General features: G+C 50.1%; 13 protein-coding genes. 5 read left to right on the top strand and 8 right to left on the bottom strand.

All coding sequences use genetic code 11. From position 1 onward, the window contains the following. Positions 1-45 precede the first annotated feature (45 nt). Positions 46-366 carry a hypothetical protein gene (locus M0415_RS15725; RefSeq protein ID WP_011718744.1) on the bottom strand — a complete coding sequence of 107 codons (321 nt, stop codon included), beginning with the start codon at positions 364-366 and terminating at the stop codon, positions 46-48. Positions 367-1010: 644 nt separating this feature from the next. On the opposite strand from M0415_RS15725, the gene M0415_RS15720 reads away from it, so the two are divergent. Further along, positions 1011-4640: an EAL domain-containing protein gene (locus M0415_RS15720; RefSeq protein WP_249556495.1), complete on the top strand. Its 3630-nt coding sequence runs from the start codon at positions 1011-1013 to the stop codon at positions 4638-4640. 76 nt (positions 4641-4716) lie between these two features. After that, positions 4717-5193 (top strand): cytoplasmic protein, encoded by a 477-nt coding sequence (locus M0415_RS15715; protein WP_249556494.1) that lies wholly within the window; start codon positions 4717-4719, stop codon positions 5191-5193. A gap of 54 nt (positions 5194-5247) precedes the next feature. Here the strand turns inward: M0415_RS15715 and M0415_RS15710 are convergent, their stop codons facing one another. From M0415_RS15710 to M0415_RS15695, 4 genes are all read right to left on the bottom strand, one after another. Next, a complete protein-coding gene (locus M0415_RS15710; protein ID WP_249556493.1) occupies positions 5248-6753 on the bottom strand; it encodes a DUF3300 domain-containing protein in 1506 nt (501 codons plus the stop codon). Between the two features lie 149 nt (positions 6754-6902). Further along, on the bottom strand, positions 6903-8267 hold the full coding sequence (locus M0415_RS15705) for an ATP-binding protein (protein WP_249556492.1): 1365 nt from the start codon (positions 8265-8267) through the stop codon (positions 6903-6905). Then, entirely contained in the window at positions 8260-8943 is a 684-nt protein-coding gene (locus tag M0415_RS15700; protein WP_220054229.1) for a response regulator transcription factor, read from the bottom strand. The genes M0415_RS15705 and M0415_RS15700 overlap by 8 nt, the downstream gene beginning before the upstream one ends. 1 nt (position 8944) lies before the next feature. After that, a complete protein-coding gene (locus M0415_RS15695; protein WP_011624537.1) occupies positions 8945-9247 on the bottom strand; it encodes a PepSY domain-containing protein in 303 nt (100 codons plus the stop codon). Positions 9248-9616: 369 nt separating this feature from the next. Here M0415_RS15695 and M0415_RS15690 point away from each other — a divergent pair, with 369 nt between their 5' ends. Next, positions 9617-10561: a choice-of-anchor H family protein gene (locus M0415_RS15690; RefSeq protein WP_249556491.1), complete on the top strand. Its 945-nt coding sequence runs from the start codon at positions 9617-9619 to the stop codon at positions 10559-10561. Between the two features lie 249 nt (positions 10562-10810). After that, positions 10811-11284 carry a peroxiredoxin gene (locus M0415_RS15685; RefSeq protein WP_011624535.1) on the top strand — a complete coding sequence of 158 codons (474 nt, stop codon included), beginning with the start codon at positions 10811-10813 and terminating at the stop codon, positions 11282-11284. A 56-nt stretch (positions 11285-11340) separates the two neighbouring features. Here the strand turns inward: M0415_RS15685 and M0415_RS15680 are convergent, their stop codons facing one another. The 3 genes from M0415_RS15680 to ompR all read right to left on the bottom strand — a co-directional run bounded on the left by M0415_RS15680 (position 11341) and on the right by ompR (position 15515). Then, positions 11341-13317 (bottom strand): methyl-accepting chemotaxis protein, encoded by a 1977-nt coding sequence (locus M0415_RS15680; RefSeq protein WP_109286712.1) that lies wholly within the window; start codon positions 13315-13317, stop codon positions 11341-11343. Positions 13318-13433: 116 nt separating this feature from the next. After that, positions 13434-14750 (bottom strand): two-component system sensor histidine kinase EnvZ, encoded by a 1317-nt coding sequence (gene envZ / locus M0415_RS15675; protein WP_086902460.1) that lies wholly within the window; start codon positions 14748-14750, stop codon positions 13434-13436. Between the two features lie 39 nt (positions 14751-14789). Beyond that, positions 14790-15515 carry an osmolarity response regulator transcription factor OmpR gene (gene ompR, locus M0415_RS15670; RefSeq protein WP_011718733.1) on the bottom strand — a complete coding sequence of 242 codons (726 nt, stop codon included), beginning with the start codon at positions 15513-15515 and terminating at the stop codon, positions 14790-14792. Positions 15516-15883: 368 nt separating this feature from the next. On the opposite strand from ompR, the gene M0415_RS15665 reads away from it, so the two are divergent. Beyond that, positions 15884-20767: a PAS domain S-box protein gene (locus M0415_RS15665; RefSeq protein WP_349627961.1), complete on the top strand. Its 4884-nt coding sequence runs from the start codon at positions 15884-15886 to the stop codon at positions 20765-20767. Positions 20768-20782 lie beyond the last annotated feature (15 nt).

Below are 20782 nucleotides of genomic sequence, written 5' to 3'. Positions count from 1 at the left end.
CGACTTTCAGCGCTTAATGCTAAATTTGAATTTTAAAACAGAGAGTTACAATGGTGGGGCGCGACAACCGTGCGCAAGGTGCTCGAGGGATTTTAGCCTTGGGGGTGCTAAAAACTGGCCAGCATTAGTGAGGTCTAAGCTGTTGAAAAACTTAAAGCCATTGTCGAACAGATTCCACAATTGCTTAATTATCTGGGGGTTGAGCAGCAATACGCTCAGTAGCGTGGCGCCGAAGAACTCAATTAAAAAGCCATCGCTCAGGGTGATTAACTCGCCAATATCGATACAGCCACCAACCATCACCGACACTAGGTCAGCAGCGGGCAGCACAAACAGTAACCCAAAGAGTAGGGTTAGGTTTGTCATACTGAAGTGGGAGAACCTCGCAACGAGATTCAATCCTTCAGCGATAAATTGGCTGAGTGCGAATTTCAATTAACAGGTCCGGCTGAACGGGAGGAAATCGTTGGCTGAATAAAAATTCAAGCTGCAACTTTTTTGTGCGGGCGGGAGGATAACAAGAAGCGGGGATTGATTGAAAGTGGATCACTGGCTCAAAACGGCTTTTGCATTAAAAAAACCTTAATTAAAACCAAATTTAAACATTTTATTAACTAATTTAACTGAATTTATATCGATTACACTCGCAAAAAATAGGGTTAATGTGAGCTGAATCAGAAAATGCCTTGGGTTAAATGTGAACAGTTTTAGGCAAGTTTTGATGGCTTATCCAGCGGATTTTGTCGTCTGTCTTGGCTAAAATTAGCGATAGCTTATTTAGATTGAATATGAAATGTTGAGCCGTCATCAAGGCTGTAGAAGGTCGATGGCTTTCGTACCTAGTCGGCGAAATTGGCGCGAGTTTACCAGATAGATGCCTGCAAAAAGAACCTCCACAAGCCGATTTTTAGGGGACTTTTCAATACTGAGTCTGTTATCAGCTTGAGATTGATTTGCGGATTAAGGCATTATGGTGTCTGTCTGAGTTCCGGCTTAGTAATAAAAAGGGATTGTATATCAAAGCATTTGCTCATTATCTTAAGGTCAATATCCTCGTTGCCTTGGCTTATTTTGTCGTCGGCAAAATAGGCTTGTTGATTGCCCTACCGCCAGGTTACTCGGCCGCCATCTGGCCCGCGGCGGGGATTGCCATCGCCTCCTGCATTATGTGGCGCCAATATGCCCCTTGGTTTGGGGTGCTGCTTGGGTCTTGGCTGATCAATACCAATATCGGTGGAGCGCTTCACTTAGGTTGGCTGCCCTTAGCCATTGCCTCTGCTTCGAGCTTACAAGCCTATGTTTCGGCCAAGGTGATCCGTCGTATCGACCCCGTTTTCACCTTAGATAAACCCAACACTGTGATTAAATCCTGCCTCAGCCTCGCGCTGACCTGCATGATTGCCACTTTGTTTGCAAATGCCGCCTTGGTGGTCCACGGCACCATTCCACTCAAGGATGCCTTGGGCAGTACGGTTAATTGGTGGATTGGTGACTTACTCGGGGCGGTGATCTTTATTCCGCTTACTATGTTGATCTTCGATCAGCGCTCTATTTGGCGCTCGAGGCGTGTCCAGACAGGACTGCCATTGTTGGTCGGTTTTTTATTCTGCGTCGGGATTTATTACTACTCGGATATGAACCAGCGGCAACAACTGCAAGATAAGTTTCAAATCCAATCCAATGCCATTATCAGCAGTGTGGAGAGTTTCCAAGAGTCTAACTTACAACAAGTGATCGCCTTGGCCAGCCTGTTCGATAATAGCGAACAAGTGTCCGAGGGCGAGTTTATTCAGTTTGGGAAGCGTAACCAACTGCAACTCGATGGTTTTCGGGCCTGGGCTTGGTCGCCACTGATTGCCGCGAGCGATAAAGACAGTTTCGAGAGCGAGACCAGTACCGAGCTCGGTGAGCCCTATAAGATCAGATACTTAGAAGGCGGTGCGCCGAATGCCGACGGTTGGCTGGTGCCCGTTAAGTTTGTGCAACCTATGAATACTAGCCGCGCCGCACTCGGGCTAGACATCAATGGCGAGCCCTCAAGGGCGGCAGCGATAGCAAAAGTGCGCGCGACCCTATCACCTGTGATGACGGGTAAAATCCAGCTGGCGGAAGATCCTAATGGCCCAGGTGGTACTCTGTTCCTCGCGCCCGTATTCGACCGCATAGGCAATATCGTCGGCTTTTGTTCGGCGGTGATCGATCTGCAGTCGATTATCAATGAGGTCGAGCAGGTCAAAGGCTTGCATTGGCGCCTGACGGACATGAGCGCCAAGGGCGCCTTGCTCTACGCCAATAGCCAGAAGACGTTTCCTGATTTTGAAGGCAATATCCATAGCGACAAGATGGGCCAGTACTTTCAGGCGAATCTTATGCTGGCCGACAGGCACTGGCATATAGTGATCTATGAATCCTATTCCTCCTTGATGGGGGATACTTTTAGCCTGTCGCTGCTGATGTTACTGCTCGCCTTTATTACCTGCGCCGTAGTTGGCGGTATGACCTTAGTTTCATCGGGAGAGCGACACCGCATCGCCGAAAAGGTCGCGGAAAAAACCATGGCCCTCTCGAAGGAAATTGCCCGCAGCCAGACCTTCCAAGCCACCTTGATGGAGAGTGAGCAAAGGTATCGCACCTTATTCGATAAGGCGCCCGTGGGGCACGCCTTAAAACGGCTAGAGGACGGGCAGTTTGTCGCCATCAACCAAGCCTTTATGGAGATAACCGGCTACACCCTCGAAGAGTTGCAAGCCATAGACCCATGGGAACTCACCCCCATTCGCTATCAGTCGAGTGAAACCGAGCAGCTCGAACGCCTTAAGCAAACCCGTCGTTATGGCCCCTATCAGAAGCATTATCGCCATAAGGATGGCCAGCTGGTGGCCGTGAGGCTGAATGGCTCCCTGGTCACCGCTGCCAATGGTGAGCAGCTGATCCTGTTTATTGTCGAAGACATTACCGAGCAGGAACGCACAGTTGCTCGGGTTAACCTGCTGGCTCAGGTGTTCCAACAAAGCGGTGAAGGCATCACCATCATGGACGCCAATGACATCATAGTGGATGTGAACAGCGCCTTTACTCAGATCACCGGCTACTCAAGGGACGAGATTATCGGTAAAAATTGCCGTTTCCTCGAGGCCGAGCGCACCGACCGTAGTATCGATGCGCAGGTGCGCGCCGCCCTCGAACAGACCGGATTCTGGCAGGGGGAAGTGTGGGACAGACATAAAGAGGGTTTTGATTTCCCGAAATGGTTAATGATGTCGATAGTGCGGGATGAGACGGGCGCGATCAGCCATTACATCGGCAGTTTTACCGATATCAGCGAGCGTAAGGTGAATGAGGAGCGGATCCACTTTTTAGCTCACCACGATTCGCTAACCTTGCTGCCGAATCGTTTGAGCCTGCAATCGCGTCTGGAGAAAGTCTTTCAAGAGGCATTTATCTCCCAAACTCAGATCGCCGTGATGTTTATCGATATGGATCATTTCAAAAATATCAACGACACCTTGGGCCACCATGTCGGTGATATGTTGCTGCTCGAAGTGGCGCGGCGCTTGAAAAACATCATGGGCAATGACGATATCGTCGCACGTCTCGGCGGCGATGAGTTTGTGGTGGTGTTGTCCGATACGGATCACGATAAAGTCGCTAAGGTGGCAGAAGCGCTACGTAGCGGTTTGAATCAAACCTATCTCATTGATAATAAGCCATTACACTCATCGCCGAGTATTGGTATTAGCCTGTTCCCAACCGATGGTGACAGTGTTGAAGCGCTTATGAAAAATGCCGATATGGCCATGTATCGTGCTAAGGCGGCGGGGCGTAACAACTACCAGTTTTTCACCGCTGCGATGAACACCTTAGTGACTGAGCGTCAGCAAATCGAAACAGGGTTAAGGCAGGCGATAGCCTGTAATGAACTGCTCTTACATTACCAACCGCAGGTGGATATCAGTTCCGGGCAAGTGGTTGGGGTCGAGGCACTGATCCGATGGCAACATCCGGAATTAGGGTTAGTCGCGCCCGATCGTTTTATCCCGATCGCCGAAGAAATTGACATGATCATCCCCATCGGCCAATGGGTATTAGAAAACGCGTTAGCACAACTGGCCGAATGGCGTGACAAGGGCGCTAAAGGATTGCGGATGGCGGTTAATCTCTCGGCGCATCAATTACGTAAAGACACCATAGTCGCGGATATTATCAACGTGCTTACCAAGCATAAGTTAAGTAAGGGGGCGCTCGAGCTTGAAATTACCGAGAGCGTCGCCATGCAGTATCCCGAGCAAAATGCCAAGTTACTGGCCGAGTTGCGCCAGCATGGCATCGAGTTGGCGATCGATGACTTTGGAACGGGTTATTCGTCACTCTCTTACTTGAAGTTATTGCCTTTAGACAGGCTCAAGTTAGACCGATCCTTTGTGAAGGATATTGAGAGCGATCCGAACGATGCCGCCATCAGCGCGGCGACGATTTCAATGGCACATGAGTTGGGGCTGACCGTAGTGGCCGAAGGGGTCGAGAATGAGGCGCAACTGGTGCTGCTCTCGAGCATGGGCTGCGATTTAGTACAGGGATATTATTTTAGTAAACCACTGGCTGCCGATGACTGTTTCCGCTTTATCGAGCGCAATTTTTAAGCCGTTTTTTTATCCATTTAGAACTATACTTTGCTAAATCTGGCGATGGAAAGATGGATAAACTAAGGACGGCGTCATGCAAGTTATCTTCACCAAAGGTTCGAAGCGTTACGGGCAATTGCGTTGTGTGCGCATGGATGGCAGCGCGACCCAGACTCAAATGCCCGAGCAGGGGATAGCACCCCACGATATGATCCACTATGTTGTTGAAAAACGTCTGCATATTCAGGGGGCATTTTTTGCCCAAGTGCGAGCGGGGGCCGATATTAGCTTCTCCCTCGAACATAACGAAGCCTCCTTAGCCGTCGCAGATAAGACCTTAATTTGGCAAACCGAGTCGATTGTCGAATCCCTGCAATCCCTGCTGTGGTCCGCCGATGCACCGACCTATGCTGGGTTTTTATACCTGTTAGAGCAGAGTTGCAGTAATCGTAGACTCGCGTTGCCCGAGGTCTCTCAAACGGACTTTGAACATATTATCAATGAGATAATGGATCTAACCCTCGAATGGCAGGGTATGGGAGAAGGCCAGTCCTTGACCTTAAAGTTTTAAGCTGTTGAACATAAAAAAGAGCGCGAATATTCGCGCTCTTTTTATTGGTAAAGATTATTCCCTGTGGCGGCGTTCTTGGCTCTGCGCCGATCTGCCTTGGTTATGCTCAGGGCTGCGGGCCATTTGCATATTTTGGCGTGGCTCGCTCTGCCTAACTCTCGTTTCTTCCCGCTGTCTTGGTTGCACTTGGCGGGGCTGTTCAATGCGCTGCGGTTCGGCGCGTCTCACCTCGGGGCGAGTTTCCTGTCTTTGCGGCTGACTACGGGTCTCAACGCTGCGCGGCTGCTGCTCTCGAGTCTGATACTGGCGTTGTGGATTCTCCTTAGCTTGTTCCCTCGTCGCTTTTGCCTGCATTTGCCTTACCTGATTATCATTGCGGACATTGTCGTTACGCTCTCTTTTGTAACCTTCCTTGTTCGCTTGCGCCGAGTTTGTCGGTGCCACTCGGCGCTCTTTTAATTCGGCCTGAGTATTTTGGTAACTGGGCGTACGCTCACGGCTGTAGTGATTATCGCTGCTTACGTTGTTGCTTCTGTCCTTATCTTGGCGCTTGTCATAGTTCTTGTTGTCGCGGTTATAACGAGCGTCTTGGTGTTCCCGCGATTTCGAGTACTGGCTGGTAAAGTGTTGACCACTGCCCGTGGAGTGAGAATCGCGGCCACGGAACTTGTTGTCACCGTAGTAGCGCTCTTTCACCACGGGATTATGGTACACAACGCCGCGTCTGTGCTCGGGTTTATGCTTCCAAGGTTGAGCACCGTAGCTGACTGAGTATCGCTCCCTTGGGCGATAATGGTGAGAGTGGCGGTGATCGACAACGACGACTCTGTGGCTGTGCCAATGGAACGAGCTAAAGAAGTAGTTAAAGGAAATATGGATCCCGGGTGACCAATAAAAGTAACTATGACTTGGGCGGTAAGGGTAGCCTACATAACCACCAAACTCCCAATACACGGGGGGATAGGCCACGCCCCAGCGCCAAGTGCCATAAACCACGCGGGGATCATAGTAGGGCACATACACTACTTCGCGGCGTGCGGGCTCTATGATGATCTGGTTGTTGGTACGGGTCACCGCCATATTGTCCATATTGGCTAAGCTGTTGGCTTTATCCGCCTGTTGTCTGAGCGATTGAATGCCGTCCATTACTTGGCCTTCATCGGCCAAGAAGGCTTCGCCGAGCTTCTGGGTCCAATCTAAGTCTTCGCTCATTTTCTCTAAGACGTTAGGGAAAGCCATCAGTGCTTTAACACTCGGATCCCAGTCCTTGTCTTCGGTGCGAGACATCACCTCGTCGGTTGATAACTTAGGATTATCCTCTAACCAACGCTGCGCCTGCACCACTTCGAGTGGATAGGTTGAGGCGATCAGAATATGGCTCAATAAACTATCGGGATAGAGTGCAATGGGCGCAAGCATCTGTTCGAGTTCGGCTTGGCTCAGTGAAGCACTTGAACCTTGGCTGACTGATACGCCTTCGGCTTGAGTTGGCGCGGTGAAAGGCAGGGCCACTAATGCCGCCGATAACACCAGCCATTTCCATCGATGTAATCTGTTCATGGTTCGCTCCAATAATCCTATTTGAGGATGTTATTGGCATCATAGGCGCGTGAATATGAACATAAGCTGAAAGTATTTTGTAGGGTAAAAAGAGTATTGCAGCGCCATTCTCAGCTTAAAAATTAACTATCTTTATGAAAAATTAAAGATTAAGCCGAGTGAGTGAAGTTAACGGTAAACTTGGCGCCGCCTAAGTTTTCTGAACGGGATACGGAAATTCGGCCGTTATAGCTATCCACTAAATCGCGGACAATCGCTAGACCAATGCCGTTGCCTTGGCGGTAAGAATCGGCGCGGATCCCACGCTCAAATATTTGAGTTTGCAGGGCTTCGCTGATCCCAGGACCATCGTCCTCAATACAGAGCTGTAGCTGATAGGCATTACCTGTGACGGTTAATTTGACCTGTGACTTGGCAGCCTTACAGGCATTATCGAGCAAGTTGCCTAAAATTTCGGTGAGATCGGCTTCATCGCCCTTAAATACCGCCTGTGGGGCCATTTCACCACTGAGATCTATCTGTGGTTCTCGATAAATCTTGGCTAAGGTGCGCAGCAATTTGGCACCGACCTCATCCACCTTAATCCCTAAGTGCCATGATGCCGATGCTGCCGTTTGGGCGCGTTTAAGCTGATGGCTGATGATGCGACTGATATTCGACACTTGCTCGCTCGACGCCTCGCTTAAATCCGCTTGGCTCTTAATCACAGCCAGTGGTGTTTTTAGGCTATGGGCCAAATCCGCAAGAGCATTGCGATAGCGTTTACGCTGGGTCTGCTCGGTATTGAGCAGGATATTCAATTGCCGCGCGACTTCCTGCAACTCGCTGGGATACTGGCTACTGAGCTGGGTCGATTTACCCTGTTCGACATCGTGCAGCTCTTGGGTAAAGCGTGCCAGTGGCCTAATGGTCCAAATCAACCAACTCAACTGAAACACCAGCATGACTAAGATTAAGATCAGCAACCAAGTCCAAAGTTGTTGATTAAACTGGGCGATTTGCTGTTGAAACTCCAACTCATCCTTAATGATATGGATAGTCACTGGCACGTTTTCGTTCAGGCTGGCAAAGCTCACGCTAAAGCTGTAGATAAGGTGCGGTGCACCATCGAGGTCGATTTGCTCAAACGCGCTCTTGCCCGTGGGAGGAATCGTAAAATGCTCGGGCGGCGTGATGCCCATAAAGGATTGAGAATGCCAGACTATGCTCTGCTGATGCTCGGCATTCTCTGTGGTGGCAATGGCATAGAGGCCCGATTGGATCAGGTTAAAGCGGTTTTCGAGCACTAATTCGGGGATAAAAATCCGTTTGTTTTCGACCTCTGTCACCGCTAATACCGAATACACATAGGCGCTCAGCTCGTTTTTGGCGGCGCTTTTTACTTGCTCGGTAAAGGCATCATTGAGGGCGACCCCAATCAGCGGCAGCAACACCAAAATAAACAGCAGCGCGCTAAGGACGAGCCGAGTTTTGAGGGAGTTTAATAACTGCCATGCAAGCGCACGTTTACTCATCTGGGGAGATGACTCTTAAACGATAGCCTTGGCCGCGCAGGGTTTCGATCAGATTGTATTGGTTATCTGGGTCGAGCTTTTTGCGTAAACGGCGGATAAAGACTTCGATAACATTGGAGTCGAGGTCAAAATCCTGATCGTAGATATGTTCGGTGAGCGCAGTTTTCGATTTCACCTCGCCCTGATGCAGCATAAAGATTTCGAATAGCTTGTATTCAGAGCCGCTTAGGGTGACGAGTTCATCCCCTTTGCGCACCTCTAAACTACTGGTATTTAAACTAAAGGGGCCGTTAGTGATCACAGGACTCGCCTTACCGGCCGAGCGGCGGATCAAGGCTTTGAGTCGAGCCACTAATTCTTCGGGATGAAAGGGCTTAGTAAGATAATCATCGGCACCCGCATCGAGGCCCTCGACTTTATCCTGCCAGCTGTCGCGCGCGGTTAAGATCAAGATGGGGAACGCACGCTCCTTTTGGCGCACGCGGCGAATCAGGCTAATGCCGTCGAGTTTAGGTAAACCGACATCGATAATCGCCGCATCATAATTATATTCAATGGCTTGGAATAAGCCTTCTTCACCGTCGCTGGCGACATCTATGCTGTAGTGAGCATCGAGCAAATGCTGTTTTAAGTTGGCTTGAAGTGCTAAATCGTCTTCAACGAGTAAGAGTCGCATATTAATTCCTCGACACACGCCCTGTGGCGGCATCCACCGAAACCGAGAAAACTTGGCCATCATTATTGAGGATTTTGACTCGGTAGCCCGAACCACTCGACTGCACGCTGAGCACTTTTCCTCGATATTGACGCTGCGCCATGGCCACGGCTTGATCTGGGCTATTCACCACTAGGCGGCGCTGTTCATTCTTCACGCCTTGGCCGCGCGATTGATTACGATCATCGTGTTTATCATTGCCCGCCATGCTGCCAAAGGAGGTGCATAAGCAAGCGACTAGGGTCAGTGTCAAACCAAGTTTCATATCTGTTACCCGCGCATGTTCGGCGATCTTAAGTGAATAGCTAGATGGATAGCTTATCGAGTCGACTAAGAATACCTCATCACCATAACAAACACATAGAGATCAGCCAATTGGTAAACACAATTCCTTTAAAATTCACTGTGATTCAGGTGAAATCGATTTGTAAATTACCGCCTGAACCTATTTAGCGCCCACGAGTCATATCCAGTGTTCGTGTGACATATTAACAGTGTTAACCAAAACAGATGAATTGAGGCTGAACGGCATTTTTGCTTGGAAAAACGGCAGATTTTAATGTTCAGCTTATGTTCACCTTGAGTGCCCTCTAATGTCACCAATTTGAACGGATTATCCAATGGGGTATTCAAGATGAACGCACTCAATAAACAAGGTATGGCTACCACCACAAACACCGCTTTCGTTAAGGCGATGGCATTGGCAGGCGCATTAATGACATCATTCGCGGTAAATGCCGAATCCTCTGACGAGCCAAACCTAGCGCCTTTTAGTGCGGCCAGTATCGGGATAGCGAAAAAAGCCGATACCGAGCAAGCCGCCGCGCAAGAGCAACGGGCCTTAAGCCTATTGCAACAGGCTGCACCCGCTCAAACAGTAGGGGAGGCCGCTGCGGCTGCGGTCAAATCCTTAGCGCCGTCGTTATCGTCGAAAAGCCCGAGTGCTCATCGCGTGCAATTGATGGGCGCGACTCCGATGACTCGCGAACAGGTAATTGCTAAGCACACGAGTCAGCCTATCCCAAGTTCGAGTGCGGCCAGTGAAGACCCCTACCGTGCGCCCGTGTATCACAGCTTTGCGATTTTTGATGCCAGCAGCCGTTTGTTTGAAGACTTTGATTACGATGGGTTTTATCAAACCTTCAGCGTGACCTTCGATGTGGATGTGTTTGGCTCATATCTTAATGAACGCGCCGACCTGTTTGCCGAGTTGTACCTCAGCCGTAACGGTGGCCCTTGGGTGCATTACTACACCACGGACGTGTTTACCATTTACGGTGACTCGACGCAGGACGATTACGAAGTGCTGACGACTCTCTACACTGGCTATCCAACGGATCACTACGATGTATTAATCGATGTTTATGAAGTGGGTTATAGCGATATTGTCGCCACTATTAGCGCCGATGACACCGATGGCTTATATGCCTTGCCGCTGGAAAGTAGCGACCGTGACCGTGTTGACGAAGTGATTGTGGTGGAAGAAAGCGGCGGCGCATTGTCAATCTTTGCCTTGCTTGGCCTAGGATTGTTCGCTGCACTACGCAATCGAGAAAAATGGCTTAATACTTTGAAATAAACTCTAACGTAAGCCCAACAGGGTTATACAGAGTCATCACGCCTACCTAGAGTAAACAGCATGTCTCACACTAAAAAGCAGCGTATATCGATACGCTGCTTTTCTATTTTGCAATGCGGGTAACAAAAGTAACCATGCGATTTATCGGCACTTTGCTCCCTCTGCTACAAATCCCCTTTTTCTCTCTGTGTTTATCATTTCGGATTCGGGCTAGTATGGGCAAGTTACGTTAACTAAAGGAAGAGAGACATGATTGCTCAAGGTCAAACATTACCAGCGGCGACGCTAAGCCAACTGACTAAAGATGGCATGGTAAATCATCAAGTTACCGAGCTGTTCGCGGGTAAAAAAGTCGTATTATTTGCAGTGCCTGGTGCTTTCACACCAACCTGTTCTGAAGCGCATTTGCCAGGTTATGTGGTGCTGGCCGATCAGTTTAAAGCTAAAGGCGTGGATTTAATTGCCTGTGTATCGGTTAACGATGCCTTTGTAATGAAAGCCTGGGGCGAAGCGCAAAATGCGTCTGAGTTACTGATGCTTGCCGATGGCGATGCCAGCTTTACTAAAGCGCTCGGACTCGAAATGGATACCGCTGGCTTTGGTGGTGTACGTTCACAACGTTATGCGATGATCATCGATAACGGCGTGGTGACGTTACTGAATGTTGAAGCACCTAAGTCATTTGAAGTGAGCAAAGCCGAAGTGGTATTAGCGGCACTTTAATGCCTGATTAAAAAACAAAATGGGAGCCTAGGCTCCCATTTTTATTGGCATCAAGCTTAAGCCGCTCGGGCAGATACTGTGTTGGTGTCGGCTATGCCTAGGCTGGTCTCAATATCTTCCACGCTTTGCTGCACCTCTTGGGCAATCACTTCGCTCTGCTGCGAACTGGTTTGCGCTTGGTCTTTTAGGTTATCCATGCTGCGGACAAATTCATCGAGGTAATCGACCTGTTCCTTGGCGTTGAGTGAGCCCTGTTTGGCGGTATTGGCCATTTCACTCGCTTGATTTTGTACGGTTTGCGCCACATGCCATAGGCTCTGTGCCCGCTGTTTTTGGCTATCGGTCGCTTGGGCAATGCCATCGACACTCTCGCCGAGTGCGAGGTTAGATTGGGTGAGTTGATGCAGGATCTTCACGATTTCATTTAACGACACCTGAGTGCGTTGACTTAGGCTTCGAACCTCATCGGCGACCACGGCAAAACCGCGACCTTGCTCGCCCGCACGGGCGGCTTCGATGGCGGCATTAAGTGCCAACAGATTGGTTTGCTCGGCAATATTGCCAATGACATCAATGATTTTAGCAACATCTGCCACTGAGTTATTCAGGCTTTCGAGCGAGGCATGGCAAAGGCCAACCGCTGTTTGGGTTTGTTCTGTGGCACTCAGTACCGCTTCGGCTTCGGTCTGGCTCGACTGCATTTGGCGCATGGTTTCAGCCGCGCTTTGTTCAACAAGGGCTGAGGTGTGGCTGACCTCATTGGCGAGGCTGCGGATATGCTCGGTTTGCGACTGAGTGTCGGCGACTATGGTCTGAGTGTGTTCGGTGTGCTGCGACAGTTGAGTAATGCGCGCGACCAACTGACTTAAGGATTGAGAAACCTTAGTCATTTGTTGGCGCTGGAGTTCGTCTTCTTGCTCGAATCTGTGCAGTAATTGATTGAAATGGCCTGCAATTTGGCCGGTTTCGCAGCGGCGATTGATGTCTAAGCGTTCACGACTGTTGGACTCGCTTAATTGCATAAAGGCTTGATTGAGGCGTTTAAGGGGCTTAACCACACGGTTCTGTTGCAGGATTAAGTAGCCGATAGCAAACAGCGCCATAATCGAAACCATCGCATAAAGAATGACTTGTAACTCATATTTGAGCTGTTGGTTTTTGGCGGCTTGCGCCTCACCGAGGGCGATAAGCTGCTGTTCAACTCTGCTAATGGCTTGAATTAACTGCTCTTGCATTTCCTGATTGGCTTGCAGCAGTTGGTGGGTGTTGGCGACTTCTTTATTGTATCGGTTGGCAAGGCTTAACAGCTCGCTGCGATCATTTTCACCCACTTCAATCTGTTCTGGTTCACTCGCGCCGAGGGCAAATTCATCGGCTTCCTGCTGCTCGTATACGCCGATTAACGGCAGGGCGTTCAGTCGGTCACGCCACTGGTTTAGCTCCTTGCTGGTGCTGTCGAGAATATTTTTAAGTTGCTGATTTTTATCGATGAGATAGCCATCGGTAAGCTGCGACAATTGATAAACAATGCTCGGTAAGTCGCGGCTCAATTGCAGATATTGTTCGGCCACAGTGGCATTAATCGCTAAACCTTTGTCAGCGTAACTGCCGAGCCTGCGGTTATAGTCGAGCATTTCAGATTCGGCGTGGGCCAGCAGTTGTCTTGGATTGCCCGCGAGTTTGCCTGCGGCGCGGTATTTAGTGTCTAAGTCTTGAATGAATTGGCTAAGGCCAGTTTGTAATTCCTCATCGGCACTGCCCGCTGCGGCGAGGTTGAGCTCGCTTAGCTCAGTTTTAATCTTGCTCAGCTTGGCTTTGGCTTCTTCGAGTTGGGTCGCGTTGCCACTGGCTAAATAGCCATCGAGATCGCGGCGTACCCCCACGAGAAAATCCTGTTGTAGGCCTTGAAGTACTTGGGTTTGTTGCTCAATCTGTTGTCTTTGATCGCTGCTCCACAGCACCACGGCTGCTAATAGTCCAGCAAGCAATAACAACAGCGCCGAAGCTGAGAGTGACAGCGTTGAAATCTTCATGATGCAATCTTCATTGGAAACTTTAGGAAGTTAACTGCCTAGAGTTTATGAATTTCGCGTGACATAAATATGACAACACAAGTTGAATGTCAGCGTTGTCATGCTGAATCTTGGATTTATTCCAAGGGGAGCCAGACTTGGGCTTTTAAGCCGCCCTCAGTGCGGTTAGATAAGGTCACTTGGCCTTGGTGACGGTCGATAATCCGTTTGATGATGGCGAGCCCAAGGCCCGAACCGACACTGCCGCGCGCAATATCACCTTGGGTAAAAGGCTGAAACAGTTTGGGAATTTGCGACTCATCAATCCCTGGGCCATTATCCTCAACGCTAAAGCCGATACGCTTACCATCAAATTGTGAGCTTATCCGCACCCAGCCCGAACCATAACGGAAGGCATTTTCGACCAGATTACTGAGCACTCGCTTAATCGCCAGCCCTTGGAACAGCGCCTCGGGGCAGTCGCTTAGTACGACTTCAATTTCACCGTCGCGGTTGGCTTCGGCCTGCGCGATATCTTGGATCAGTTTATTAATTTGCCCTAGCTCGCGGCTTGCCTCCTGATCTTGGCGAATGTAGGCAATAAACTGGCTGATAATGGCGTCCATATCTTCGATATCGTTGACGATGCCGTCTTTAAGATATTGATCTTCCTCGACCATCATCTCGGAGGCGAGGCGAATCCTCGTCAGTGGCGTGCGTAAATCGTGGGAAATCCCCGCCATCAACAGGGCTCTGTCCTGTTCGAGCTGCTTCATGCTGTGGGACATTTGGTTGAAGGCATTGGTCACTTCCACCAGTTCGCTCGAGCCTTTAAGCGGCAAAGGATCGGGAAACTCACCGCGTGAGACCGAGATTGCGGCTTTTTGTAAGCGCCTAAGCGGCCTGTTCTGCTGACGGGCAAACCACCATCCACCGGCGACACTGAGTGCACCGATCACCATTAAGTACAGTGTTAGTGGTGACAAATCGGAAACGTTTTGGCCGATGAGTGGCACTTTAATCCACACTGATGGCGCCTGCGGCGGGCGGATCCAAATTTGTAATACTGTGCCGTGGGTGACGCGAACTTCTGCCTCACCACCTAGGTATTCCGACATCTGTGATGACCAAAAACCGTAGTAGGTGGCCTGCTCGATTCCTGCTTCGCGGGCCTGTTGTTGGTTGTAGACCTTCATGCCATCGTCACGGACTTTGGCATTGAGCGCATCGACTATGGTTAAGTGTTCGCGGCCAATATCGATACCATCAACAAATAACAGATTGATTTGACGGGCAATTAACTGGTTGATTTGCTGATAACTGGGCTTTAATACATACACAGCCACAGTGACATAGGAAACCAGCTGATTGATCAACAGTAGGCAACCAATCAGCATAACGGTTTGGCTAAAGGCGCTGCGGGGAAGAAAGCGCCACCAAAACTTAGATTTCATCTTGATGCCAACGCACAGACGACTTCAGGCAAGAGTGGCTCATCGACGGGCGGCGCCATCGGGCACAAACACATAACCTAGGCCCCACACGGTTTGGATATACCTTGGGTTAGCGGGATCCTTCTCAATTAAACGGCGCAGGCGCGAAACCTGTACGTCAATCGAGCGCTCCAGCGCCGAATAATCACGGCCACGGGCGAGGTTCATCAGTTTATCCCGCGACAAGGGTTCGCGTGGATGAGTGACTAACACTTTTAATACGGCAAACTCGCCACTGGTGAGTGCGATGGCCTCATTACCGTGGTACATCTCGCGGGTGGCTAAGTCGAGGGAGAACTCGCCAAAGCTGATTTCAGCCTCTTGCTGCGCGGGCGCACCGGGGACATCCTGAATTTGGCGGCGCATTACCGCTTTGATCCGCGCCAATAACTCCCTCGGGTTAAAGGGTTTTGGCAAATAATCGTCGGCACCGAGTTCTAAACCGATAATCCGGTCGACCTCATCGCCCTTGGCGGTGAGCATCACAATTGGAATGGTACTGCCCTGTTGGCGCAGACGACGGCAGATGGATAGCCCATCTTCACCGGGCAACATCAAATCGAGCACAATGAGGTGGAAGTTTTCACGCTCCAATAAACGGTCCATCTGCTCAGCATTGGCCGCACTGCGCACCTGATAGCCTTGCTCCATCAGGTAACGCTCGAGTAGTGCTCGTAGGCGCATATCATCATCGACGACGAGGATTTTCGAGGTTTCTTGTCCCATGGGATGTCCTTAAATTGCTCGGATTATTGCTTTTATTCTTTATGCCGTCATACAACAAAGATTAACTGGCTGAAATTGAAAACGAATCTGCCAAGAATGTGCTTAATATAGCTGGATTCAATCTGAGCGACTAGCTCATGATGTGAGTCAATGTCGACCGAATACGGCTAATTGCCAACTCATGTTAATACTAAGCAAATGAAATTGCATGGGAATCATCACATTTATCTAGTATGTAACTGAAATTGTAACTAAATTGGCATTAGCTAATTTTGATGCATTTGTTGAGTTAACTTATCAGCTTTATGGCAAAAGTATTTTGATTAGTCCAGAATCATAACTCTATGATTATCAATTATTAGGTGTATATGACCCTGTCGATGAGTTACAAGCAAGCCTCCAAGTGGGGATTTTTCGTCTTGCTCGTGGGACTTTTTTTTAGTGCCGTGCTCGCTTGGCAGGTGAGTCGTATCAATTCGCAAACCATTTCTTTGGCGCTCGAAGCGAGCGCGCAGCAGATTAGTGAGAATGTCACCAATAGGATTGCCCTCTACCAATATGGCTTGAGGGGCGCCCGAGGCATGATCCTCACGGCGGGTGAAGACCATATCAGCCGCCCCATGTTTTACAACTATAGTCTGACGCGGGATGTGGATGAGGAGTTTCCCGGCGCACGCGGATTTGGCTTTATTCGGCGGGTCTCCAAAGAAAACGAAGCGCAGTTTTTAGCGCGGGTAAAGGCGGTCGATTGGCCTGACTACCATGTTCGTCAGCTCAACCCCAACGAGGGGGAAAAGTATCTGATTGAATATATTGAACCGCTCGAGCGCAATAAGGCGGCGGTTGGTTTAGATATCGCCTCTGAGACCCACAGAAAAGAGGCCGCCGATCGCGCCATGCTGTCGGGAGAAGTGCAAATTTCCGCGCCGATTACCTTAGTACAGGCCACGGGTAAGCCGCTGCAATCCTTCCTAATTTTATTACCTGTTTATCGAACGGGTATTGTCCCTCCAACTCCGGAAGAGCGATTGGCCCAAGGGTTTGGTTGGAGTTATGCGCCGCTGGGGACGACCGAGATTTTAACGGGATTATCGCTTAATCAGAAAATGACTAAGCTGATGTTAAGCGACGTGACGGACGATAAGCAGCCGATCAATTTCTTCGAAACCAACGCCAATGATTTAAGCCCCCTATCGGATTACAGCTACAAGTTAAATAAGACGATTTTTGGTAGGCATTGGCAGTTTGAGGTGATCGCCTATCCCGCATTTGTTAAATCAATGCATTTAAATAAACCCAGTTTAGTGCTGCTCAGTGGCAGTCTGTTCAGTGTGTTGCTGGCGGCGTTGATCGCCATGTGGTCCTTAACCTTGCAACGTAAACAGCAAGTGCTAGCCGAGCAAGCCCGCCGCGCCAGCATGTTGGAGCATTCCCTCGACGGCATTATCAGTTATGACCTTGCTGGCAATATAACCAGTTGGAACCAAGGTGCCGAGCGACTCTTTGGTTACACTGAGCAGCAGGCGCTGGGCTTACCCAGTAGCGAATTGATTATTCCGCCCAGCATAGTGCTGGAGGAACAGGCTCTTATGGCCGATGTGTTGACCGGCAAGACGGTACTTAATCGAGTATCGCGCCATCAACGTGCCGATGGCAGCAACCTGTCGACCTCGACCACTGCCTTACCGATTTACGACGAACATGGCGACATAGTGGGTTTGAGTCAAACCATTCGGGATATTACGGCCCAGCAGGATGCCGAGCGACATATTCTCAACCTCAACGCTAGCCTTGAGCGACAGGTGACCAAGCGTACCCATGCTCTGCAGCAGGCTTTACTCGAGAATCAGGCACTGCTCGATACCATCAACCAGCAGCTACATTACTCGGTCACCGACTTAGACGGGGTGATTTTAGATGTGAATGAGCACTTCTGTTTGATCAGTGGTTACGCGCGGGAGGAGTTAATCGGTCAAACCCACTCAGTGCTGAACTCTGGGGAGCACGATGCCGTGTTTTGGCAGCGGATGTGGCAACAGATTAAGGCAGGTAAATCTTGGCATGGGGAAATCTGTAACCAAGGGAAAGATCAGCAGCTGAAATGGTTCGATACTGTGATTGGCCCAGTCTTCGATGAGCATGGCAAAGTAGAACGTTTTGTCGCGCTGCAAACTGATATTACCGAGCGTAAATTAACCCAGCTCGAAAAACATCGGATTGCGACTCTGCTGACCAGTGTGCTGGATGCGGCCTCCGAAATGACCATAATTGCCGCCGATCCACAGGGCATTATCACTATCTTCAACCGCGGTGCCGAGCGCATGTTAGGGTATTCCGCCGAAGAGATCATAGGCAAAACCACCCCCGCACCTTTCCATATTGCCGATGAAATTGCCGCCCGCGCCGCCGAGCTTTCTGTTGAATACGGCCAAAAAATTCAAGGTTTTGACACGTTTGTCCACAAGGCGCGGGAAGAGGGCTCCGAGACTCGTACTTGGACTTATGTGCGTAAGGATGGTAGCCAGTTACCAATCTCACTGTCAGTAACCGCGATGCGTGGTAATGACGGTGAAATCCTCGGTTACCTTGGAATTGGCGTGGATATTTCGCAAATTGTCGCCCAGCAAGAAGCCTTACTCACGGCGAGTAATCACCTCAGTAAGGCGGCGGAAGTGGCTAAACTGGGGATTTGGACCTGGAACCTGCTCGATAACTCGTTGCAGTGGAACGACCGCATGTTTGCCATGTATGACCAGCCTGAAAGCCTTAAACAGCAAGGTCTTAGCTATGAGCATTGGCGGATGCGAGTCCATCCCGATGACGTTGAAGAGGCCGAAGAAAAGCTTAACCGCGCGGTTGAGTATGATGAACCCTATCATCCAATTTTCCGCGTGTTAACCACGGATGGTGCGGTGCGCTATGTGCAGGCGGGTGCCCAAATAGAGCGCGACAGGCAAGGGAATGTGATCCGAGTGATTGGGATCAACATCGATATCACCGCCCAGCGGCAGATTGAGGCGACTTTAAGGAGTGCCAAGCTGGAGGCGGATAACGCCAATGCCGCTAAGTCGGCGTTCCTTGCAAATATGAGCCACGAAATTCGTACCCCCATGAATGCTGTGTTGGGGATGTTGCAGTTGATGCAATATACCTCGCTCTCGGTGCAGCAGCAGGGCTATGTGAACAAGGCGCAAACGGCGGCTAAGTCATTGTTAGGGCTGCTTAACGACATTTTAGACTTCTCAAAAATCGATGCGGGCAAATTAAAGCTCGATCCACACCCTTGCTCGATTGAGCTACTGATGCGGGATCTGGCTGTGGTGTTATCAGCGAGCCACAACAATACCGATGTGGAAGTGATGTTCGATCTCGACGCGGCGTTGCCTCCTTGGCTGCTGGCCGATCAATTAAGGCTGCAGCAAATTCTGATCAACCTCGCGGGCAACGCACTCAAGTTTACCCCTCACGGGCAAGTGATTGTCGGCCTGGAATGTATTCGCCATGAGGCCGATACCGTCACTGTGCAGTTTTCGATTGTCGATAGTGGTATCGGCATTAGCGAAGAGCAAATTGAGCGTATTTTCACTGGGTTTGAGCAGGCCGAATCTTCAACCTCCCGCCGTTTTGGTGGCACGGGACTTGGGCTGGCTATCAGTAAACGTCTGGTCGAGTTAATGGGCGGACAACTGCAAGTCACCAGTAAAGTCGGGGTTGGCAGTCGTTTTTGGTTCGATTTGACCTTCCAAGTGATGGAGGTTGAAGCCCGCGCCCGCGCCGATTTGAGCCAATATCGCATTCTAGTGGTCGACGATAATCAAATCACGACCGAGATCTTATCGAAAATCCTCAGCGACTATGGCTGTCTGGTTGAAACCGCTTCTGGTGGTTATCAGGCCATTGAAAAGGTAAAACAGGCCAATGCAGCCGGACAGCAGTTTGATGTGGTGCTAATGGATTGGCGTATGCCGGATATCGACGGCCTACAAACCGCGGAAATGCTGAAAAACGCCGGAACCGGCAGTTATACCCCGCTGGTGGTGATGTTGACGGCCTACGGCCATGAAGTGATTGCCGAGAGTCAGCACATTAACAACGTTCCCTTCGTCAACTTCTTAACTAAACCTGTCACCTCGCAAGTGTTGGTTGAAGCCGTGCTCAATGCCATCGAAGGCAAGACCATGGACTCAAATCCTAAGCCGCGCTCACAGCGTCTGTTAGCGGGGCTGACTCTGTTAGTGGTTGAGGACAATCAATTAAACCGTGAGGTGATTGAGGAGTTGCTGAGCTATGAAGGCGCCACCGTTGTGCTCGCTGGTGGCGGTGTAGAAGGGGTGGCACAGGTACTCGAAAGCGGTGATTTATACGATGCCGTGATTATGGATGTGCAAATGCCCGACATTGACGGGTTAGAGGCGACGCGGCGGATCCGTGCCGATGGTCGATTTGCCCAGTTGCCAATCCTAGCGATGACGGCCAATGCCTCGCAAACCGATAAGCAAGAATGCCTCGAGGCGGGGATGAATGCCCACGTCGGTAAGCCTATCGATATGCAGCTGCTGTTGCCGAATATTCTGCGTCTAGTGGGGCGTGATGTGACATCCCTCGAGCAGCATGAGTTTGCGCATCTCGACTCACAACACAATCTCGAGGGCGAAACCCTGCTCGACGATATTCGTTTGATTTTGCGTCGTTTTGGCGGCAACCAAGTGTTCTTCGAAAAAATGGCGAGCAGTTTTGCCCCCGAAATGACCAAGCAGCTAAGCTTGTTCAAGCAATCGACCAAAACCTTTGATTACGCCACTACAGCTGCGATCAGTCATGCGATTAAAGGCATTGCCAGCAACTTTGGCGCGCGGCGTTTAGCCGTACATGCGGCGTTTTTAGAAAAACAATTTAAACAAGAAGGCCTCGAGCTGCTGGAAATAAAACGCTGGACGGATACACTGGAGTCCTTAATACACCAAAGTATTGAACAGCTTGCAGGCTTTTTACCTAAGGGGCAGCTCAAACAGCCTCAATCGATTGAGCCTGTAAACGGTACCGCCGTGGATATGCAGAGTATGCGCCCCGAGCTGGATACCTTGGCTGCTCTCTTACAGGAAAATAATTTAGAAGCCGTGAATTTAGTCGACAAACTCGCAAAACCGCTATCACAGCACCCGCAATGGGCTGAACTCAATGGACTGGTTCAATCACTCGCATTTACACAGGCTTTGGAGACTTTGCGGGCGATGATGTTGGAGGATGCCTAGTGCAGTATATAAGTG

Source organism: Shewanella sp. 10B, assembly GCF_023475885.1.
GTDB lineage: Bacteria > Pseudomonadota > Gammaproteobacteria > Enterobacterales > Shewanellaceae > Shewanella > Shewanella mangrovisoli.
Note: the sequence above shows the minus strand (reverse complement) of the source record. Positions and strands in the feature narration are given on the sequence as shown.